The following is a 17,100-nucleotide window of genomic DNA, read 5'->3' as shown; positions in this document are numbered from 1 at the left end:
AGGGGGGTGACGGCCTTCACGCCGGGACGATCCGCGCGATCGGCGCGTCGCCGTCGTCGACCGCGACGTAGAGGTGGCCGGTGGCCGGTTCCACCGCGACCGCGCGCATCCGCCACTCCCGGTCGTCGAGCAGCGGGTCGCGCTCGGTCACGGTCGCGTCGAGGCCGTCGCCGTCGACCGTGAACCGCCCGAGGTACTGCGCCGCGAGCGTGCCGGCGAGGAGGTCGCCGCGCCACTCGGGGAACGCGTCGCCGTCGTAGAAGACGGCCCCGCTCGGCGGGAAGCCGCCGGAGCCGCACGGCCAGTAGTGGACCGGCGCGGTCACGCCCTCGCGCTCGTCGTGCGCCGGGGCGAACGGCTCGTCGGTCCCGTAGCGACAGGCCTCGCTGGCGACCGGCCAGCCGTAGTCCCCCCCGCGCTCGACGACGTTGATCTCGTCGCCGTCCTCCTCGCCGTGTTCGCACTGCCAGAGCCCGCCGGTCTCGGGACGGACGGCCATCGCCTGCGGGTTCCGGTGGCCGTAGCTGTACAGCGCGTCGGCCGCGTCCGGATCGTCGACGAACGGGTTCTCCGGGTGGGGGTCGCCGTCGGGCGTCAGCCGCAGCGTCGCGCCCAGCTCGGTCGATCGGTCCTGCGAGACGTGGTCGGGCCCGAAGTTCGTGTCGCGCCGGTCGCCGACCGTGACGAACAGCGCCCCGTCGGGACCGAACGTCGCCCGCGATCCGAAGTGGTTCGCGCCCTCGCGGAACGGCTCGGCGGCGAAGAACGCCTCGAACCCGTCGAGCGCGGGGCCGTCGTCGCCGTCGAGCGGGAGCCGCCCGGCCCCGACGTGCGTCGTCGCGCCGCGCTCGCCGTCGGCGGTCGCGCTGTAGGTGAGGTAGACCCGGGCGTCGTCCGGGTAGTCGGGGTGGACCGCGACGTCGAGCAGGCCGCCCTGCCCCTCCGGGAACACTTCGGGCGCGCCCGCGACCCCCTCGACCGTCCCGTCCGCGGGATCGACGAGCGAGAGTCGTCCCGGGCGCTCGGTGACGAGCAGGCGGCCGTCGCCGGGCAGAAAGGCGATTCCCCACGGGTTCTCGAAGCCGTCCGCGACGGTCTCGACTGCGTAGTCCACGTCCGCGCCGTCGTCCGGCGGGGGGGCTTCGCCGCCGTCGTCGCCGCCGCTGCCGTCGTCATCGCTGCCGTCGCCGCCGTTTCCGCCGAGACACCCGGCGATCGCGGGGAGGGTTCCGGTCCCGACGAGGCCGCCGGTCGCGCGGAGGGCGGTGCGTCTGTCGATTCGAGGTGAACGGTCGGCCATTGGTTTCGTTCGAACGGACATGGGAACGCGCTACCGATGACCCTTCCGCCGACCGTCGTTCGGAACCCTTATATCTCCGACTCCGGCTACGATCGGATGCGAAGCACGCACCGGTAGTGTAGTGGTATCACGCAACCTTGCCATGGTTGCAACCCGAGTTCAAATCTCGGCCGGTGCATTTTCTCACTTCGTTCGAAAATCCACCGGCCTGACTCCCGTTCGCTGCGTCGCCGGCGCTTCGCGCCGGCTGCCAGAGACACCGGAGGCCTCTCGCTGCTCACGGGAGTCTCGGCCGGTGCGTTTTCCTAACCTCACGAGTCGAACCAGGGAGTTGTTCGTCTCGATCGGAGTAGCCCCGCAGATCCGTCTTCTCTCGCAGCACCGCACCTCACGCCTCTCCAGCCTCGCGGTTCGCTCGGGGCTCCCTCTGGTCACCCACTCGCTCACCGCGTCCAGCGAGGGACCTTCGGTCCCTCTGGCAGCCGGCGCGCAGCGCCAGCGACCTCGCACGCGCTCCTCGCGGTCGCCTCCGGCGACCGCTCGGAGGCGCGCGCCACCGCACGGCGTTTCGGCGGAGGCGGGTTCCCCGACCGGTACTTTCAATCGGCGATCCGGCGAACCCCCTCGCATGACCGTTCCGACCAAGACGCTCCCGAGCGGCGCGGAGCTGCCGGCGCTCGGGCTGGGCACGTACGGCCTCGACGACGAGGAGACGGCCGACAGCGTGCGGGCGGCCCTCGACGCGGGGTACGCGCACATCGACACCGCCGAGGGGTACCACAACGAGGAAGTCATCGGGGGCGCGCTCGCGGAGTACGACCGCGACGACGTGTTCCTCACCTCGAAGGTGCTCGCGAAGAACCTCAACTACGAGTCGGTGATCGAGTCGTGCGAGGCGTCGCTCGACCGGCTCGGCACCGACTACCTCGACTTATACCTGATCCACTGGCCCAACCCCGCGATCTCGCTGCGCGAGACGCTCCGGGCGATGGCGGAGCTACGCGAGCGGGGACTCGTCCGCGACGTGGGCGTCTCCAACTTCAGCGCCTACCAGCTGAGCTGCGCCCACCACATCTCCGACGTGCCGATCGCGGTCAACCAGATCGAGTTCCACCCGTGGTTCCAGCGCCCCGATCTGGTCGACTACTGCCGCGAGACCGACACCGTCATCGAGGCGGCCGCGCCGCTCGCGCGGACGGACGTGTTCGGCGACGAGGTCGTCGCGGAGCTGGCGGAAAAGTACGACAAGCACCCCGCACAGGTCGTGGTCCGGTGGGCGATCGACAGCGGCGTCGTCCCGCTGCCGCGCTCGTCGACGCCGGCCCACGTCCGGGCCAACGCCGAGATGGACTGGGAGCTGGAGGAGGCCGACCGGCGGCGGCTCGACAATCGCGACCGCGACGCGCCGGTGTACGACACCCCCGCCCGCGACTGGACGAGCGACGTGTACGGGATCGAACAGTAGAGCGGCTCTCAGGCCGCGTCGGGGTCGTAGTCGTCATCTAGCGCGACCGGCTCGCCGGTCTCGGCCGACTCGTAGATTCCGTCGAGCGCGCGCACGTCGACGAGGGCGTGCTCGCCGTCCGGGTGGAACGGCTCGTCCGCCAGCAGGTGGTGGCCGAAGTAGGCGAACTCCTCTTCGATCTGGTGGACCTGATCGAAGTCCACGTCGATCCTGGTGCCGTCGCGGACGACGGCGAACCCGCGGTCCTCGCGCTCGTAGAACGCCGGGTCCAGAACCAGCCTCGCCTCCGTTCCCGTGACCTCCAGCCGGCTCGCGTGCTGCGCGTTCTGGCTCACCGTACACAGCGCGTCGACGCCGCCCGGGAACGCCAGCCGGAACGTGGCGTGCTCGTCGACGTCGGCGAACGCCGCGTGCTCCGAGCGGGTCCGCCCGGACACGCGGACCGGGTCCGCGCCGAGCGCGAACCGGGTCGTGTTGATCGGGTAGACGCCGAGGTCCATGAGCGCGCCGCCGCCCGACAGCGCCGGGTCAAGCCGCCACTGGTCCGCGTCGCCGCCGAGTTCGCCGAGCATCGTCTGCGACATCGTCGCGTGGACGCCGACCACCTCGCCCGCGACGCCCGCGTCGAGCAGGTCGCGGAGCCGCCGGACGGCGGGGTCGGTCTGCATCCGGTAGCCGACCATCAGCGGGACGCCGGCCTCCTCGCACGCGGCCACGAGCCGTCGGGCGCGCTCCGGCGTCGCCTCCAGCGGCTTCTCGCAGAGGACGGCCTTCCCCTGTTCCGCGGCCGCGCGGACGTACTCCAAGTGCGTCGCGTTCGGCGTCGCGACGTACACCGCGTCGTACGCGTCCGCGACCGCGCCGGCTCGGAGTTCCTCGGGGGTGACGCCAGTCACGTCGCGCTCGGCCGCGACCGCCTCGACGGCGGCGGCGTCGACGTCGGTGACGACGGTCGCCTCGGTGTACGCCGACCGCTCGATGCCGGGCAGCGCCCACTCGCGGGCGAACCACCCGAGGCCGACGACCGCGACCCGGACAGGGTCGGTGACGGCCTCCGGATCGAGCGTCTCCCAGTCCCGGCGCGTGAACTCGTCGAGGTACTCCGCGAGGGCGGCTTCCATGTCCGAACCTGTGCGGGCGGGCGTCAAATAACCTCGACAACGCCGGGAGGGGAGGGAGGCGACCCGGGCGCTCACCACGCCCCGTCGTACTCCACCCGCGGTCGGTCGACGTCGAGACCGATCTCACGGACGGCCTCCGTCGCGTTCTCGACGGGCGCGGGGTCGGAGCGGTCGAGCGCGTCGGCCGTCGCCTCGGCGAACCGGACGGTCCAGTCGCCGTCGATAACGACGGTCGCGCGCCGCGGGATGTCGGAGTGACCCTCCCACGACGGCGCGAGCAGGTCGTACGACTCCGCGACGCCCCCGTGGAAGTCGGCGACGACCGGGAACGGGAGGTCGAACCGGTCTGCGTACGCGAACCCGGCGTACAGCGAGTCGCCGGTGAGCGCGACGACGGCGAGGTCGTCGCGGTCGCTCCACCCCGCGTCGCGGACCGCGGCGAGCGCGGCGGTACAGGTCGGCGCGAACGTCGCGGGCGCGAAGGCGAGGGCGACGGCCTCGTGCGCTTCGACGAGCCGGAACAGCTCTAGTTCGACTGCGCTTCCCCCCGAGACCGCCGGGGCGATGAAGTCCGGGGCCGTGTCGCCGACGCCGATCATACGAGCCGGTGCGCGCGTGAGTGACAAATAACCGCCCCCGACGCCGCACGGAGCGCCGATCCGGACGACTGCGGCCGAAATCGGTCGGAACGGACGCGTGAGTCGTGCTACCGACCGTTCCGGTGGGTGTTTTACGCGTGGGGCGCGGAGGTGAGCCGTGATCGGAGCCCACGCGGAGACGGCGCTCGCCCTCGTCGGCACCTACGGGGCCGCGGCAATCTTCGTCGTCTTCGCCCTGGAGGGCGCGCTCGTGGGGAAGGTGCTGCCGGCCCGGACGCTGTTCGTCGCGACGGTGGTCGCCGCGGGCGTCGAGGCGGTCGCGGTCCTCCCGGTGTTCGCCGCGGCGGTGGCGGGCGCGACGGTCGGCCAGTCGGCCGTCTTCGTCGCAGTCCGGCGGTTCGACGTGGACCCCACGGAGTTCAGGGCGGTGCCGGTCGGGGCGGGCCGCCTCGACGGCGCGGCCCGCTGGCTCGACCGGTGGGGGCTCCCGGCGGTGGCGGTCTCGAACGCGGTCCCCGGGACGCGCGGGTGGCTCGCCGTCCCGACCGCGAACGCCTCGACCGTCTCCGGGCCGCGGTTCGCCGCCGCGTCGCTCGTCGGCTCCGCCGCGTACGTCGGCGCGCTGCTGGCGGTCGGCGTCGCGGTGGCGCTCGGGTTCGGCGGCGTTCTCGGGCTCGTCGGCGGCGAACTCGTCGCGTCGCTGTAGTCCGGACCGTCCGACCCTCAGAGGACGGTTCCGTGTTTCTTCTCCGGCAGGTCCTTCCGAACGTCCTCGTAGAAGTCGAACCGGGCGGCCAGTTCGGCGCGGAGGTCGGAGGGGGGAACGATCTCGTCGATGACGACCTCGCTCGCCATCCGGTGGACGTCGATCCCCTCGCGGTACTCCTCGCGCAGGCGCTCCTCTTCCGCCGCGCGCTCCTCCTCGTCGTCGATCTCGGCGAGCTTCCGCGCGTAGACGGCGTTGATCGCCGCCTCCGGCCCCATGATGCCGATCTCGCCGGAGGGGAGCCCGATGACGCTCTCGGGGTCGTAGGCCGGCCCACCCATCGCGTAGATGCCCGCGCCGTACGCCTTGCGGACGACGACGGTCTGTTTCGGGACCGTCGCCGAGGAGGTGGCGTAGATCATCTTCTTCCCCTTCTCTAGGATCGCGTCCTTCTCCACCTGCGACCCGGCCATGAAGCCGGGGGTGTCACAGAGGTACAGGAGGGGGATCTCGTAGGCGTCGCAGGTCCAGATGAACTCCGCGGCCTTCTCCGCGGCGTCCGGGAAGATGGCCCCCGACCGCTCCGTCGGCTGGTTGGCGACGACGCCGACCGGTCGCCCGTCGATCCGGCAGAAGGCGGTGACGATCTCCGGCCCGTACCCCTCCTTCAGCTCGAACACCGACTCGGCGTCGGCGATCCGGTCGAGGAGGTCGTGGGCGTCGTACGCGCGGTTCGGCGACTCCGGGATCAGCTCGTCGATTCCGTCCGGCGAGAACTTCGGCGGCTTCGTCTCGCGTCGCGGCGGCTTCTCCCCCGCCTGATCCGGCAGGTAGCCGATCAGGTCCGAGACCAGCTCGCGGGCGTGTTCCTCGTCGCGCGCGACGAGGTCGGCGGAGCCGGACTCCTCGGCGTGGACGCGGGGGCCGCCCAGCGCGTCCATCTCGATCTCCTCGCCGGTGACCATCTCGACCATCCGCGGCGAGGCGATCGCCATCGCCGACATCCCCTCGACCATCACCGTGAAGTCGGCGAAGACGGGCGTGTAGGCCGCGCCGGCGATACACGGGCCATAGAGGACGCAGATCTGCGGCACCGCGCCGGACAGCATCGAGTGGTTGTAGTAGTACTTCCCGATCCCCTCGCGGTTGGCGAAGAAGCCCGTCTGCTGGTCGATCCGCCCGCCGGAGGAGTCCATCAGGTAGAGCACGGGGTTCCCCGTCTTCAGCGCGCGCTGTTGCATCCGGAGGAACTTCTCGACGCCCTTCGACGCCATCGACCCCGCCTTCACGGTGAAGTCGTTGGCCATGAAGTGGACGTCGCGCCCCTCGAACTCCGCGGCCCCGGTGAGCAGGCCGTCGCCCGGGAGGCGGTCGCCGCCCGCCTCGTTCCCCTCCCCGTCCTCGTCGGCCGGCGCGTTCGGGTGCCAGTCGTCGAACGCGGCGAACTTCCCGTCCTCGAACTTCACGCCCGCCGGGTCGCCGTCCGACGCGCTCGCGTCGCCGGCCCCGCGGGTGCCGTTCTCCCCGCCGAACCAGAGGTCGAGCCGGTCGCGGACGAACAGCTTCCCCTGCTCCGAGAGGCGCTCGCGGTACTTCTCGGGACCGCCCTGAAGGATGTCGTCGATCTCGGCCCGGAGGTCGCGCTCGCGGTCCGTGGGACCGAGGTCGTCGTCGAGCGGGTAGCTCGGCTCCGGGGCCTCGGCGCTCGCGGCGGGCGTCTCCCCGTCGCCGACGTGGACGTCGACGTCGACGCCGAGGTGTTCCGCGAGCGACTTCGCGATCGCCTCGGCCTCCTCCGGGGTCGCCGCCGCGCCGACGTGGACTTTCATGGGCGCAAGATTTGCGGTAGATCCTAAACAGTTTTCCATGCGGGTTCGGGAGCGGCCGCGGTCGGTCCGCGGTCGGCCCGTGGGGAGCCCCCGGTCAGTCCAGCGCCGCCTTCAGCCGCTCGACCAGGTCCTCGTTGCCGACGTACAGCGGGACGCGGTCGTGGAGGCCGTCCGGCTCGACGTCGAGGATGTCGCGCTCGCCGTCGGTCGCCGCGCCGCCGGCGCGCTCGACGATGTAGGCGATGGGGTTCGCCTCGAAGGAGAGCCGGAGTTTCCCCTCGGGCGCGTCGACCAGGGCCGGGTACGCGAAGACGCCGCCGTACGTGAGCACCTGGTTCACGTCGCCGACCATCGCGCCGCCGTACCGGAGCTTCAGCTCGTCTTCGACCTCGCGGGCGTAGGCGGTGAACGCGTCGGGCCAGTCCGGGACGCGCCCGCCGAACCCGTAGACGAGGGGGTCGTCGGGGAGCCGCAGGTCGTCGGTCACGACCGAGCGCTCGACGCCGCCGTCGCCGTCGGGCTCGATCACCTCCTCGCGGACGCCCGCCTCGTCGGCGACGACCATCGTCGTGATCGGGCCGTAGAGGACGTAGCCGGCGGCGACGAGGTCGCGGCCGGTGGCGGGCAGCGGGGCGTCGTACACGCCGACGACGGTCCCCATCGCGTTGTTCGACCGGAGGTTCGAGGAGCCGTCGAGGGGGTCGATCGCGACCGCGTACGGGGAGCCGTCCGCGGTCTCCCCCGTCCCGTCGCCGCCGACCGCCCCGCCGGCGTCGACCGCGGTCTCGCGCTCCTCGCTGACGAACAAGCCGACGCCGTCGAGCGCGGTGATCGCGTCGCCGAGCAGCTCGTCGGCGTACAGGTCGCCGGCCAGCACCGACTCGCCGGAGGCGTTCTCCGTCCCGCTCTCGACGCGGCGACCGGGGAGCGCGGCGCGGATCTCGGGGGCCGTCGCGGCCACCGCGTCGAAGACGGCCGCGACGACCGGGTCGCCGCCGGGAGCGCCGCCGTCGGGGAGGGGGCCGGCGTCGGGGTCGGAGTCGGGGCCGGCCATCAGTCCGCGCTCTCGGCGGTCGCCAGCGCCGTCTCGGGGTCGGCCTCCTCGAAGACGACCGCCTCCAGCGCGTCGAGGATACGCTCGGGCTCGTCCCGCTGGAAGACGTTGCGGCCGACTGCGAGCCCCCGGGCACCCGCCTCGATCGCCTCGGAGACGTTCCGGAGGAACGCCGCGTCGTCGCGCATCGTCCCGCCGGACATCACCACCTCGGTCGGCCCGGCCATGCGGACCGCCTCGCCCATCGCCTCGGCGGAGCCGGGGTACTTCACCTTCACGAGGTCCGCGCCGAGTTCGAGGCCGAGCCGGGCCGCGTACGAGATGGTGTCGGGACTGGTGTCGTTTTTGACCCCCTGCCCGCGCGGGTACGACCACATGACGACGCCCATCTCGTGTTCGCGGGCCGTCTCCTGGGCCTCCCGGAACTCCTCGGCCATCTCGACCTCGTGGTTCGACCCCCCGTAGAGGGTGAACCCGATCGCGTCGGCACCGAGCCCCGCGGCGTACTCGGCCGAGCAGTTGACGGGGCTGTCCGGCTCGCCCATCCAGAGGTTCGAGGTGCCGTTGAGCTTGAGGAGGAGGTTCACGTCGTCCTCGTAGTCTGGGTAGTACGCCTCCGCGATCCCCTTCTGGACGGCCAGCGCGGTGACCGCGTCGTGGGTGGCGAGCTCGAAGAGCCGCTCCGGGTCGGCGGTGGCCGGGTTCGGCTCGAAGTCGACCGGCCCGTGTTCGAGCCCGTGGTCGTACGCGAGGATGAGCGACTTGCCGTCGCGCGAGATGGAGTCGGCGGCGTGAGGGAGCATCGATTCGTATTTCAGTCACATCCATAAAAAGGGCTGCGGTGAGTCGGGCACCCGTAAAGAAACCGGATCGGGCCGAACAGCCCGCGAATCACCCGTCCCTTCGCGTCTCGATTTCTGTGTTCGTTACTACTCAGATTGTTAATTTCTGTGGCCGACGGCCGGGGCCGCCCCCCGTTCCGCAATACTTACCACCCGCGGCGCGGCAGCGGTTCGCATGCGAGCGCTATCCGAAGTGGACGTGGTCGGCGTCGTCGGGGCGGGAACGATGGGCAACGGGATCGCACAGGTCGCGGCGACGGCGGGCTACGACGTGGTGATGCGGGACGTCGAGCGCGAGTACGTCGACCGCGGCCTCGACAGCGTCGCGGACAGCCTCGACCGACTGGCCGGGAAGGGCGCGCTGGAGGAGGAGCCGGCGGCGATCCGCGACCGGATCACCGGCACCACCGACCTCGGCGACCTCGCGGACGCCGACGTCGCGATCGAGGCCGTGATCGAGGACCTCGACGTGAAACGGGAGGTGTTCGGCGACCTCGACCGGGTCACCGACGACGACGCGGTCCTGGCGACGAACACCTCCACGCTCTCTATCACGACGATCGCGAGCGCCACGGAGCGCGCGAGCGACGTGGTCGGCCTCCACTTCATGAACCCCGTCCCGATCATGGACGGCGTCGAGGTCGTGGTGGGCGAGCGCACCGCGGACGAGGTGGTCGAGTTCGCGCACGCCTTCGCCGAGGACCTCGGCAAGGAGACGTGGGAGGCCGACGACAAGCCCGGCTTCGTCACCAACCGCATCCTGATGCCGTGGATAAACGAGGGGATCCGCGCGTACGACGAGGGGGTCGCCGAGAAGCGCGACATCGACCGCGGGATGAAGCTCGGCACGAACGTCCCGATGGGGCCGCTCGAACTCGCCGACCACATCGGGCTGGACGTGGCGCTCGACGCCAGCGAAACGCTCCACGAGGAGCTGGGCGACCGCTACAAGCCCGCCTACCTCCTCAAGCGAAAGGTCGAGGCCGGCGACCTCGGCAAGAAGACCGGTCGCGGCTTCTACGAGTACGAGTAGGTCGGCCGTCGGCTCAGGCCGCGTCCGCGTCGCCGTCGCGGTCGTCGTCCGCCGTCCAGCGGCGCGCGCCCGGCAGTAGTCCGACCAGCTTCGTCACGTAGCCGAACTTGAACAGCCCGAGCTGCGAGAGCGTCCCGAGGACGAACACCGCGAGGAACGTCGGCGCGGACAGATCGAAGAGGAGGGGCTCGACGGTCGTCTCCGCGGCAGCCGCCTCGAAGCTCGCGGGCGTGAGCGACCGCGACGCGAACGCCGCGCCGATGAGCGCGGACGCGACCACGAGCGTCGTCCGGGTGAGGACGAACCCGAACAGCGCGCCGACCGCGACGCCCGCGAGCGTCGCGCCGACGAGCAGCGCCGTCCCCTCGATCCCCGCCGCGTCCGCCGCGTACACCGGGCCGACGGCGAACCGGCCGGCGAAGCCGCCGACGACGCCGCCGATTCCCAGCACCGCGAACGAGAGCCCGGCGTACGCGAGGAAGCCGCCGATCAGGCCGCCGACCGCGACCGCGCCCGCGGTCAGGACCGCGCCGTCGACGGCGACGAGGCCGACGACGTTCGGCGCGAACAGGTACCCGGCACCGGCACCGACGAGCAGGCCCGTCAGCGTCACCGCGTAGACGGAGACCGCCGCGCCGACGAACGCGAGCGCCAGCCCCGCGAGGACCAGACCGCCGTTGAGTGGGGTGAGCATGGACGGACGTGGCTCGCGCTCGCACTTAAATTGTCGCGAGCGCGACGACGGGAAGCGCGGTTCCGGGACGCGAACCGACGCTACCGCGCCCGACTCGCCGCCTGTCGGTCGATGTATCGCGTGTAGCCGCCGACGGCGAGGCCAAAGCCGACGACGAGGAGAAGGAACCCGAGCAGACGGCTGGTCCCGACGGTCATCACCGCGAGGACGACGCCGAAGAGCAGCGCGAACACCCCGGCGACGACGACCCCGACATCCAAGAGCGGCGACGGCTGGACGGCCCGGCAGTGCGGGCAGATCCGCGCGTCGACGGGGATCGGTTCGCGACACTCAACGCAGCGGAGGCGGTCGCTCGGCACGGGCGGCGGTTCGGCCGCGACCGGTTTGGCTCTGTTGACTGCGCGGGGATTGGGGGGACGCGTCCGCCAATCAGACGGAACCCGTGCGGTTCGGCCGGGACTGCTAATTCCGGCGGACCGTGTATTTATGTGATTCTACCAAAATATGAAAAGAAATGGCGGAATGGAGACGACGTGAGGTTCTCAGAGCCCTCGCGGTGGCCCTCACTGCCGGCTGTGCGTCGGACGACGAGCCGAAGGTGGAAATTAGTGAGTTGACCGTGGTGAATCGGCGAGAAGAGAACGTCGAGGTTACCGTGATTGCGGACCGAGGCGGTGAAACCGTATACGAGGACACGTTCGAATTCGACCCGAAGCGAGGCGGATCGACCGACGGAGTACATCTAGAAGAAGGCTGGATGAGCGGAGAGGGGAACCTAGAGGTCACGATATCCGCTGATTCGATCGACGAGGCCAGTCTATCCACGAAGAGTTTGGCGCGAGAACGTGAGGACGACGGCTGCCTGTCCGTATTCAGTACCGTCGACGAGAGAGGCGTAAGCGTATACCGCGCTGACGTCGACTGTTGACGGCTCGCGAGACGAGCGGCGGTCGGGATTCCCGCCCTGCCTTCCGACTCAGTCCGCGCCCGCCGCGGGACTCGGCTCGTCGTCGACGTTCAGCGTCTCCTCGACCTGCGTGAACACCGCGATCAGCCCGAGGGCGGCGGCCGCGGCCCCGACGGCGAAGGGCGCGACGAAGCCGAAGCCGACGAGCCAGCCGGACGCCAGCGGCCCCAGGGCGACCCCGAACCCGAACCCCATCGTGAGCACCGACAGCGTGGTCCCCGACTCCCCCTCGCGGGCGAGGTCGCCGGCGAGCGCGAGCGACGGCGCGAACACGCACGCGACCGCGACCCCCTGCCCGAGCCGGACGAGCATCATCAGCGCCGGCTCCGTCACGATCCCCTGAAGCAGCGTCGTCGGGACGAGGAGGACGAACCCGGCGAGCAGGAACGGCCGGCGGCCGATCCGGTCGCTGGCGCGGCCCACCGGGACCTGGAAGATCACGTTCGCGATCGTCACGGCCGCGAACTGCGCGCCGAACCAGATCGGGGCCTGGTCCAGCCGGACGTTCACCTGGTTCTGGAGCGTCGCGAACAGCGCGATGCACGCCCCCATCGTGATGGTGGCGAGCCCGAGCGTGAACACCGGGTCGAGCAGGCGGTCCTCGCCGCGGACCCGGATCGACACGTCGTCGCCCGCCTCGGCCTCGACGTCGGCGTCCCGGACGAGCAGGAACACTAAGGCGAAGCTGAGGTACGCCCCGGCGCAGGCCGCGACGAAGGCGGCGTCGAACCCGTCGAGGACCGGCAGCCCGACCGGCGAGAGGTCGTACGGGCCGGCCTCGACGACCGCGCCGGCGAGGACCGGGCCGAAGCCGAAGCCGATGAGCCGGAACGTGTTGTACACGCCGAAGTTGCCGCCGCGGTCGGCGTCGCTCGCGGCGTACTCGTTGACCAGCGCGACCGTCGCGGGGATGATGAGCGCCGCGCCGAGGCCCTGGATCGCGCGCAGCGCGACGAGGACCGGGTAGCTCGTCGCGACCGTGTACAGGCCGCTCGCGGTGCCGAGGAGGAGGATTCCGGCGAGGACGAACGGGCGTCGAGCGCCGACCCGGTCCGACAGCCGTCCCGTGAACGGCTGCGAGAGGCTGTTGAGGAACCCGAAAAGCGAGAGGACGATCCCGATGAGCAGCGGTTCGGTGAGCGTGACCGCGGCCGCGCCGACCCCGACCTCCGCGCCGAGCAGCCCCTCGATGTCGACGAGGTCGCTGGAGACGTACAGCGGGAGGACGACGATGAGGAAGGAGTTCCCGGCCGCACCGACCATGCGCGCGAGCGCCAGCACGATCACGCGCCGGTCGGTGTCGGTGACGCCGGAGAGCAGTCCCATTTACTCGGCGTTCGGAACGGAGCATAAAGGCCCTTGTGAACGGGGGGAGTCGATCCGCTTCCTGACGGAGAGACGGCGGAATTCGGGTGATTCGACGCTCAGTGGGTCGCGGGGGTCCGCTTGTCGACGCCGCGGACCTCGAACCGCGCGCCGCCGTCCGCGCCGGTCGTCGCCGCGACGGACCAGCCGTGCGCGGTGGCTATCTCCTGAACGATCGCGAGGCCGAACCCGGTGGTCCCCGCCGCGCCGCTCTCGCCGGGTTCGAAGAGGGAGTCGGCCACGGCGGGGTCGATCCCCGGCCCGTCGTCCTCGACGAAGAAGCCGTCCGAGAGGTCGCCGACGCGGATCGACACGTCAGAGCCGGCGTGTTCGACCGCGTTCCGCATGAGGTTCTCGAAGAGGTTCCGGAGCCGATCCGGGTCGGCGAGCACCTCGCGCTCGGTCTCGACGGAGAGGGCCGCCGACCCGGTGTCGACGGTCGACCAGCTGTCGGCGGCGACCGCAGCGAGGTCGACGCGTTCCGGGTCGCCGACCGTCTCCCCCTCGCGGGCGAGCGCGAGGGTGCGCTCGACGATCGACTCCATGCGGGCGAGCGCGTCGAGGGCGGCGTCGAGGTTCTCCGCGTCGTCCGAGAGCTCGCGCGCCAGCTCGACGCGTCCCTGCGCGACGTTCAGCGGGTTCCGCAGGTCGTGCGAGACGATGCTCGCGAAGGAGTCGAGCCGGGCGTTCTGCCGCTCGAGCGCCGCCTCGCGCTCCTTGAACGCCGTGATGTCCTCCTGAAAGCCGACCCAGTGCGTGACCGTCCCGTCCGCGTCGGATATCGGCGCGATGCTCACCCGGTTCCAGAACTCCGTCCCGTCCTTCCGGTAGTTCAACAGCTCGACGCTCGTCGGCTCGTCCGCGTCGATCGCGTCGCGGAGCTGCTGGACCGACGCCTCCTCGGTGTCCGGCCCCTGGAGGAACCGGCAGTTGACGCCGATCGACTCCTCCCGGTCGTACCCCGTCATCTCGACGAACCGGTCGTTGACGTACACCATCGGGTTGTCCTCGCGTTGCGGGTCCGTGATGGTGATCCCGACCGGGGCCTCGTCGAGCGCGCGGGTCTTCGTCTCCAGTTCCTCGCGGCGCTCGCGCTCGTCCGAGACGTCGCGGAGGATGCCGACGCTGCCCTCGAAGCACTCGCCGTCGTACGGCAGCGCCGCCATGTGGTCCCGACACGGGATCGGGTCCCCCTCGTTGGGGACGATGTCGACCCCGAAGTGCTGGACGTCCGGACCGGAGTCGGAGAGGATGGTGCCGAGCCGGTCCTCGGCCTCCTGAACCGCCGCGTCGTCCTTGATGAACCCGGGGGTCTGTCCGATGATCTCCTCGCGGTCGTACCCGGTCAGCTCGGCGAACGGCTCGTTGACGAACCGGAAGACGCCGGTCTCGTCGACGACGTAGACGGGGTAGCCGAGCGCCTCGATGACGGTCGAGTAGCGCTCGGCGACCTCCTTGGTCCGGTACTCCTCGACGGCCTGATCGACGCGGTTCGCGAGCCGGCGGAGCTGCTCGGGGCCGCCCTTCTGGAAGTAGCCGGTGACGCCGGCGTTGAGCGCCTGACTCGCGATCTCCTCGGACCCCTTGCCGGTGTACAGCACGAAGGGGATCTTCTGATTTCGCTCGCGTAAGGCCTCGAAGAACTCCAGCCCGTCCATCGGGGGCATGTCGTAGTCGCTGACGACGCAGTCGAAGGAATCCTCTCGGAGCCGGTCGAGCGCCGCCTCCGGGTCGGTCTCGCTCGTCACCGCCACCGAGTCGAGCTCCCGCTCGAAGTACGCCTCCGCGAGGTCGAGGACTGACGGGTCGTCGTCGACGTGTAACACGTCGATCGCTGCGGACATACGGGGACTGAGGGGCGCGCGGAATAAACGACTACCGACCCGGCTATCGGATCTGGATCTGAGTCCCGGAGCGGGCGTGAGAGGATACGTCGGGCGGGGAGCGGAGGGACGGGCCTCCACTTCCGGCGCGCGTGGCTGATTCTTAAGGTCGCGGAGCGCGGAGCCGAACGCGATGACCGGCGGGAGGGCAGTCGGCGGGGAGACGCTCCCGGGCGCGGGCGGCGGGGACGCCGACGCGCCCGATCGGGTCGTCTGTCACGTCGACATGGACTGCTTTTACGCCTCCTGCGAGCGGCTGCGCCACGACGACCTCGACGGCGAGCCCGTCGTGGTCGGCATGGGCTACGAGCCGGGCGAGTCCATCGGCGCGGTCGCGACCGCTAGCTACGAGGCCCGCGAGTTCGGGGTCGAGAGCGCGATGCCGATCTCGGAGGCCCTGGAGCTGCTCCCCCGCCGCGCCGACGCGGACCCGGACGACCCGGACGCGCCGGACCCGGCGGAGACCGGGCGGTACCTCCCCGTCGACCTCGACTACTACGAGGAGGTGGCGAGCGAGGTGAAGGCGGTGCTGCGCGACTGCGCCGACACCCGCCGAGAGGTGAGCATCGACGAGGCGTACCTCGACGTCACCGACCGGACCGCGTGGACGGTCGCCGGCGGCGGAGACGGGACCGACGGCGGGGGCTCCGAACCGGCAGATCCCCCGCCGAGCGGCGCGGCCGGCCCCGCGGAGGCTCGGACGCTCGCGGAGGGGTACGCCCGCCACGTCAAAGAACGGATCGAGCGCGAGGCAGGGGTCCCGGCGAGCGTGGGGGTCGCGCCGAACATGTCGGCCGCGAAGGTCGCCAGCGACGCCGACAAGCCCGACGGGCTCGTCGTCGTGCCGCCCGGCTCCGTCGCGGAGTTCCTCGCGCCGCTGCCGACCGCCGACGTCCACGGCGTCGGTCCCGTCACCGAGCGCACGCTGGCGGAACTGGGCGTCGAGACCGCCGGCGACCTGGCGGCCGCCGACCGCGACCGCCTCGCCGAGGCGCTGGGCGAGCGCGGCCCGGAGCTGTCGCGGCGCGCCGCCGGCGACGACGACCGCGAGGTGACGCCGACGGGGCTCCCGAAGAGCCTCTCGCGGGAGTCGGCGCTGCCGACGACCGCCGACGAGGCGACGAAGCGCGAGACCGTCTCCGCGCTCGCCGCGGACGTGGCCCGCCGCGCCCGCGAGCGCGGCTGCCTCTACCGGACCATCGGGATCAAGGCGGTCGAACCCCCCTACGACGTCAACACCCGCGCGAGGAGCCTCCCCGGTCCCGTCGACGACCCGGACCTCGTCGAGGAGGTGGCGCTCGGCCTGCTTGCCGAGTTCGACGAGACCCCCGTCCGAAAGCTGGGCGTCCGCGTCTCCAAGCTCGACTTCGCCGAGACCGATCAGGCGACGCTCGGCGGGTTCGACGCGAGCGACGGGGCGGGGAGCGGCGGGGAGGGGGGCGGAAATGGCGACACGGGCGACCGCACCCGCGGGGCCGGCGCTCGGACGAGCGCCACCGACGGCGACGGCGGGAAGCTCACCGACTGGGTCGACGGGGAGCCGACCGCGGAGGAGGCGGATCACGACGCGACGGGGGACGACACCGAGCGCCGGACGGGCGACGGGCAGGCCTCGCTCGGCGACTGGTCGTGATCCCGTCGGGCGACCGGCCGTGACCCCGTCGGGCGACCGGTCGTGACCCCGTCGAGCGGAGATTTATCCGAGCGCCACGAGAATCGGGGCGCATGGCCTCCGCCCTCCGCGCGGCCCTCCTCGGATCGAGCCGAGACCGGTCGCTCCCGCGGCTCCGCCTCGTCGCACCGCCCCTGTGTTTCGCCGTCGCCTTCGCCGCCTACGCGGTCGGCGTCTTCTCCATCGCCGGCGGCGTGATATTCGTCCCGTTCGACGCCGCGGCGCTCGGCGTCGCCGTCGCCCTCGGGCTCGCGTACCGACGGGACGGACTGCTCTTCGCATGGCTCACCGTCTACGCCGCGCTGCTCGGGCACAGCGCGGTCCACTACTTCCTCGGGCTCTCCGGTCGGCCCCTCGCCGAGCGCGCGGCCGCGTTCCTCTCGCCCGACGGGCTCGTCTTCCTCGGCGTCGAGGCGCTGGTTTTCGGGACAGTCGCGTGGCTCGTCGGGACTCTCGCGGCGGTCGCCGTCGAGCGCGTCCGGGACCGGCGCGAGTCCGCGGGGTCGACGGCGCGCGGGGAGTGAGTGAATGGGGTGAGAAAGTGAGGGGAGTTTAGGTCCCCGAGCGACG

The 17,100-nt window shown here is 71.5% G+C and carries 16 protein-coding genes and 1 tRNA gene; 7 read left to right on the top strand and 10 right to left on the bottom strand.

The features are described from left to right. Positions 1 to 16: 16 nt before the first annotated feature. Positions 17 to 1,300, bottom strand: a complete 1,284-nt coding sequence (locus NAF06_RS07180) for a PQQ-dependent sugar dehydrogenase (RefSeq protein WP_008584911.1) — start codon at positions 1,298 to 1,300, stop codon at positions 17 to 19. Positions 1,301 to 1,407: 107 nt separating this feature from the next. On the opposite strand from NAF06_RS07180, the gene NAF06_RS07175 reads away from it, so the two are divergent. Continuing rightward, positions 1,408 to 1,478 (top strand) — tRNA-Gly (locus tag NAF06_RS07175). Positions 1,479 to 1,928: 450 nt separating this feature from the next. Continuing rightward, positions 1,929 to 2,765, top strand: a complete 837-nt coding sequence (locus NAF06_RS07170) for an aldo/keto reductase (RefSeq protein ID WP_008584913.1) — start codon at positions 1,929 to 1,931, stop codon at positions 2,763 to 2,765. An 8-nt stretch (positions 2,766 to 2,773) separates the two neighbouring features. On the opposite strand, the gene gfo6 is transcribed toward NAF06_RS07170, so the two are convergent. Both gfo6 and NAF06_RS07160 read right to left on the bottom strand, forming a co-directional pair. Then, positions 2,774 to 3,886: a D-xylose 1-dehydrogenase Gfo6 gene (gene gfo6, locus NAF06_RS07165; protein WP_008584915.1), complete on the bottom strand. Its 1,113-nt coding sequence runs from the start codon at positions 3,884 to 3,886 to the stop codon at positions 2,774 to 2,776. Between the two features lie 71 nt (positions 3,887 to 3,957). Further along, positions 3,958 to 4,485 (bottom strand): redoxin domain-containing protein, encoded by a 528-nt coding sequence (locus NAF06_RS07160; RefSeq protein ID WP_008584917.1) that lies wholly within the window; start codon positions 4,483 to 4,485, stop codon positions 3,958 to 3,960. A 157-nt stretch (positions 4,486 to 4,642) separates the two neighbouring features. Here NAF06_RS07160 and NAF06_RS07155 point away from each other — a divergent pair, with 157 nt between their 5' ends. Beyond that, complete coding sequence (locus NAF06_RS07155; RefSeq protein ID WP_008584919.1) at positions 4,643 to 5,191, top strand: hypothetical protein; 549 nt, start codon at positions 4,643 to 4,645, stop codon at positions 5,189 to 5,191. A gap of 17 nt (positions 5,192 to 5,208) precedes the next feature. Here NAF06_RS07155 and NAF06_RS07150 read toward each other — a convergent pair whose 3' ends face one another. The 3 genes from NAF06_RS07150 to NAF06_RS07140 form a co-directional block, all read right to left on the bottom strand. Continuing rightward, entirely contained in the window at positions 5,209 to 7,020 is a 1,812-nt protein-coding gene (locus NAF06_RS07150) for an acyl-CoA carboxylase subunit beta (protein ID WP_008584921.1), read from the bottom strand. Positions 7,021 to 7,114: 94 nt separating this feature from the next. After that, the gene (locus NAF06_RS07145; RefSeq protein ID WP_008584923.1) at positions 7,115 to 8,074 is read right to left on the bottom strand and encodes a class 1 fructose-bisphosphatase; all 960 of its coding nucleotides are present in this window, start codon (positions 8,072 to 8,074) and stop codon (positions 7,115 to 7,117) included. Continuing rightward, on the bottom strand, positions 8,074 to 8,877 hold the full coding sequence (locus NAF06_RS07140) for a class I fructose-bisphosphate aldolase (RefSeq protein ID WP_008584925.1): 804 nt from the start codon (positions 8,875 to 8,877) through the stop codon (positions 8,074 to 8,076). The genes NAF06_RS07145 and NAF06_RS07140 overlap by 1 nt, the downstream gene beginning before the upstream one ends. 214 nt (positions 8,878 to 9,091) lie before the next feature. Between NAF06_RS07140 and NAF06_RS07135 the strand changes: the two genes are divergently transcribed. Further along, entirely contained in the window at positions 9,092 to 9,949 is an 858-nt protein-coding gene (locus tag NAF06_RS07135; RefSeq protein ID WP_049908814.1) for a 3-hydroxyacyl-CoA dehydrogenase family protein, read from the top strand. A 13-nt stretch (positions 9,950 to 9,962) separates the two neighbouring features. Here NAF06_RS07135 and NAF06_RS07130 read toward each other — a convergent pair whose 3' ends face one another. Together NAF06_RS07130 and NAF06_RS07125 are read right to left on the bottom strand one after the other, a co-directional pair. Beyond that, complete coding sequence (locus NAF06_RS07130) at positions 9,963 to 10,643, bottom strand: hypothetical protein (RefSeq protein ID WP_008584930.1); 681 nt, start codon at positions 10,641 to 10,643, stop codon at positions 9,963 to 9,965. Positions 10,644 to 10,723: 80 nt separating this feature from the next. Next, positions 10,724 to 11,002, bottom strand: coding sequence for a hypothetical protein (locus NAF06_RS07125; RefSeq protein WP_008584932.1), 279 nt, complete (start codon positions 11,000 to 11,002; stop codon positions 10,724 to 10,726). Between the two features lie 155 nt (positions 11,003 to 11,157). Here NAF06_RS07125 and NAF06_RS07120 point away from each other — a divergent pair, with 155 nt between their 5' ends. Beyond that, on the top strand, positions 11,158 to 11,571 hold the full coding sequence (locus NAF06_RS07120; RefSeq protein WP_100243515.1) for a hypothetical protein: 414 nt from the start codon (positions 11,158 to 11,160) through the stop codon (positions 11,569 to 11,571). A gap of 48 nt (positions 11,572 to 11,619) precedes the next feature. Here NAF06_RS07120 and NAF06_RS07115 read toward each other — a convergent pair whose 3' ends face one another. Further along, on the bottom strand, positions 11,620 to 12,936 hold the full coding sequence (locus tag NAF06_RS07115; protein ID WP_008584937.1) for an MFS transporter: 1,317 nt from the start codon (positions 12,934 to 12,936) through the stop codon (positions 11,620 to 11,622). A 98-nt stretch (positions 12,937 to 13,034) separates the two neighbouring features. Then, on the bottom strand, positions 13,035 to 14,819 hold the full coding sequence (locus tag NAF06_RS07110; RefSeq protein ID WP_008584939.1) for a hybrid sensor histidine kinase/response regulator: 1,785 nt from the start codon (positions 14,817 to 14,819) through the stop codon (positions 13,035 to 13,037). Between the two features lie 172 nt (positions 14,820 to 14,991). Between NAF06_RS07110 and NAF06_RS07105 the strand changes: the two genes are divergently transcribed. Both NAF06_RS07105 and NAF06_RS07100 read left to right on the top strand, forming a co-directional pair. After that, on the top strand, positions 14,992 to 16,491 hold the full coding sequence (locus NAF06_RS07105; protein WP_008584941.1) for a DNA polymerase Y family protein: 1,500 nt from the start codon (positions 14,992 to 14,994) through the stop codon (positions 16,489 to 16,491). Positions 16,492 to 16,583: 92 nt separating this feature from the next. Beyond that, positions 16,584 to 17,054 (top strand): hypothetical protein, encoded by a 471-nt coding sequence (locus NAF06_RS07100; RefSeq protein WP_008584943.1) that lies wholly within the window; start codon positions 16,584 to 16,586, stop codon positions 17,052 to 17,054. Positions 17,055 to 17,100 lie beyond the last annotated feature (46 nt).

Source organism: Halorubrum hochsteinianum, assembly GCF_023702125.1.
In the GTDB taxonomy this organism is placed as follows: Archaea; Halobacteriota; Halobacteria; order Halobacteriales; family Haloferacaceae; genus Halorubrum; species Halorubrum hochsteinianum.
The sequence above is the reverse complement of the archived record's forward strand: the minus strand, read 5'-3'. Positions and strand labels throughout refer to the sequence as shown.